At 71.9% G+C, this 2,901-nt stretch carries 3 protein-coding genes; all 3 read left to right on the forward strand.

Annotation, left to right across the window (positions count from 1 at the left end; all coding sequences use genetic code 11):
* On the forward strand, positions 1 to 598 hold a 598-nt coding region (locus tag U0177_RS00015), incomplete at its 5' end, for a flavin reductase family protein (RefSeq protein ID WP_409568519.1).
* A gap of 22 nt (positions 599 to 620) precedes the next feature.
* Positions 621 to 1,913 (forward strand): acyl-CoA dehydrogenase family protein, encoded by a 1,293-nt coding sequence (locus U0177_RS00020; RefSeq protein WP_409568520.1) that lies wholly within the window; start codon positions 621 to 623, stop codon positions 1,911 to 1,913.
* A 144-nt stretch (positions 1,914 to 2,057) separates the two neighbouring features.
* Positions 2,058 to 2,901: CsgG/HfaB family protein (locus U0177_RS00025; RefSeq protein ID WP_409568521.1), on the forward strand; the 844-nt coding region annotated here is incomplete at its 3' end.

Here is a 2,901-nt window from a genome sequence, read left to right on the forward strand (position 1 = left end):
TTGCTGCACAGCGCGGCTCACCTGCTCGGCGCGCTGGCCTGTGCCGCCGCAGGCTTTGCGCTGGCGCGCTGGCTGCTGCGCGGTTGACCCGGCGATGAAGGCACCTGTGGTGCATGCCGAACCGACGACACCGCTGCTGCGCGCGGCGCTGGGGCGCTTCGCCACCGGCGTGACCCTGGTCGGCTGCCGCGCCGCCGACGGCAGCGCGGTCGGGTTGACCGCCAACTCGTTCAGCGCGCTGTCGCTGCAGCCGGCGCTGGTGTTGTGGTCGCTGCGCAGCGCCAGCCCCAACCTGCCGGCCTTCATGGCGGCGTCGCATTTTTCGGTCAACGTGCTCGCCGAGAACCAGGTCGATCTGTCGCGGCGCTTCGCCGCGACGCGGCTGGACAAGTTCGCCGAAGGTTTGTGGTCCGAAGGCCTGGGCGGCGCACCGGTGCTGGCCGGCTGTGTGGCCACCTTCGAATGCGCGCAGGTGTCGGCGCAGGTGGCCGGCGACCACGTGCTGTTCATCGGCCAGGTCTTGCGCGTCGGCGAGGCGCCACTGGCGCCGCTGGTGTTCCAGTCGGGCCACTACCGCATGCTGGGCGAGATCCTTTGAGCGCGCGCCAACGGAGCCACAGATGACGCTGCCCGCAGACCCCGTCGCCCCGGCGCGTTCACCGTGGCCCGGCCAGGCGCCGCACATCGCCGGCCATGCTGCGGCGCTGAGCGCGACCCAGCGCGAACTGCTGGCGCGCGCCGCCGAGGTCGGCCGGCTCGGCCTGGCGCCGCACGCCGCGCGCCACGACCGCGACGCCAGCTTCCCCTTCGACAGCTTCGACGCCTTGCGCCGCGCCGGGCTGCTCGCGCTGGCCGTGCCCGCCGCGCACGGCGGGCTGGGGGCCGACTTCGCCAGCTGCGCGCTGGTGATCGCCGAGCTGGGGCGGCATTGCGCCGCCACCGCGCTGTGTTTCAGCATGCATGTGTCGGCCTGCCTCAGCGCGGGTCTGGCCGCCGACCTGCTGGACATGAGCGCGGCGCAGCGCGCCGAACACGAGCGCCATCGCAGCTTGCATTTCGCGCGCATCGTGCGCGACGGCAAGCTGTACGCGCAGCCCTTCTCCGAAGGCGGCGCGGCGGCCGCAGGCAAGGCGCCGTGGGCGACGCTGGCGCGCCGTGTCGACGGCGGTTATCGCCTCAGCGGGCGCAAGATCTTCGCCTCGCTGGCGGGCGCTGCCGACTTCTACGCGGTGCTGTGCACGCCCGATCAACCCGGCGCCACCTTGCAGGATGCGCTGTACCTGGCGGTGCCGGCCGGCGCGCCGGGGCTGCAGATCTGCGGCGAGTGGGATCCGCTGGGCATGCGCGGCACCGTCAGCCGCCAGCTGCTGCTGCACGACGTGTTCGTGGCCGACGCCGAGCGGCTGCTGCCCGAAGGCCTGCACCACCCGCTGGCACAGCGCTATCCGTACCTGTACACGGTGCAGTCGCCCACCTACCTGGGGCTGGCGCAGGCGGCCTACGATTTCAGCGTGCTGTACCTGCGCGGCGAGCTGCCCGGCATGGGCGCCGTCAAGCGGCGCATGTATCCGACCAAGCAGGCCGCGGTGGCCGAGATGCGCGTCAAGCTCGAGCAAACACGCGCGCTGTTCCTGCAAACCGTGGGCGAGGCGCGCATCGACCCCGACGACGACGCGCGCCAGCGGCTGTACGCCGCGCACCACACGGTGATGGAGAACGCCCACGCCGTGTGCGCGCTGGCGCTGCGCACCTGCGGCGGGCAGGCAGCGCTGAAGTCGCTGGCGCTGGAGCGGCTGTTCCGCGACGCGCGCTGCGGCTCGCTGATGCTGCCGTGGACGGCCGAGCTGTGCCTGGACCGCCTGGGCCGCGAGTGCCTGTACGGCGGCGCCGAGGGCGACGAGCGCATCGAATAGCACGAACAGCGGCGGCGTCTGTTTTTCGGTCGAATCTTCGGTCGAATCCGGGTGCGTGCGAGGTGCGCACGAGCGCGCGCCGCAATAAGATGGCCTTCCGCTGTGCACCGCTCACGGTGCCAACCCACGCACGAAGGATCCATCATGAACAGCCCGCTGTCGTTTTCACTGCTCACCGGCCGGCCCGCGCTGCGTGCCGGCATGGCGCTGGGGGCACTGGTCTTCGCCGCGGCCGCGCCGGCGCAGGAGGTCGGCGGCGGCAGCAAGGGGGCCGTCACCGGCGCGGCCGGCGGCGCCACGGCCGAGGGCGCCAACAGCGCGCTCGAGCGCTGCGACCAGGCGCTGGGCACGATCGGCGTGGTCGAGGACCAGAACGCGCCGTGGTACCACACGCTGCAAAGCTACAAGCTGGGCTCGACGGTGCCGGTGCTGCGCATGATGATCCAGCAGTCCAACTGCTTCGTCGTCGTCGAACGCGGCGCGGCGATGCGCAACATGCAGATGGAACGCAACCTGCGCGACTCGGGCGAGATGCGCCAGGGCAGCAACATGGGCCCGGGGCAGATGGTCGCGGCCGACTACACGATGAACCCGAGCATCCAGTTCAGCCAGAACACCGGCGGCATGGGCGGTGCGCTCGGCGGGTTGAGCCGGCACCTGGGCGTGATCGGCGCCATTGCCGGCGGCATGAAGACCAACGAGGCGTCGACCACGCTGATCATGATCGACAACCGCTCGGGCGTGCAGCTGGCCGCGGCCGAGGGCACGGCCAAGAACACCGACTTCGCACTGTTCGGCTCGGCCTTCGGCTGGGCCGGCGGCGCCGGGGCCGGCGGCTACACCAGCACGCCCGAGGGCAAGATCATCGTCGCCGCCTTCGCCGACAGCTACAACCAGCTGGTCAAGGCGGTACGCAACTACAAGGCGCAGACCGTCAAGGGCGGGCTGGGCACCGGCGGCGCGCTGGGTGTGCAGGGCGGCTTCACGC

The sequence above is a fragment of the Kouleothrix sp. genome (genome assembly GCF_046328425.1).
Lineage (GTDB): Bacteria > Chloroflexota > Chloroflexia > Chloroflexales > Roseiflexaceae > Kouleothrix.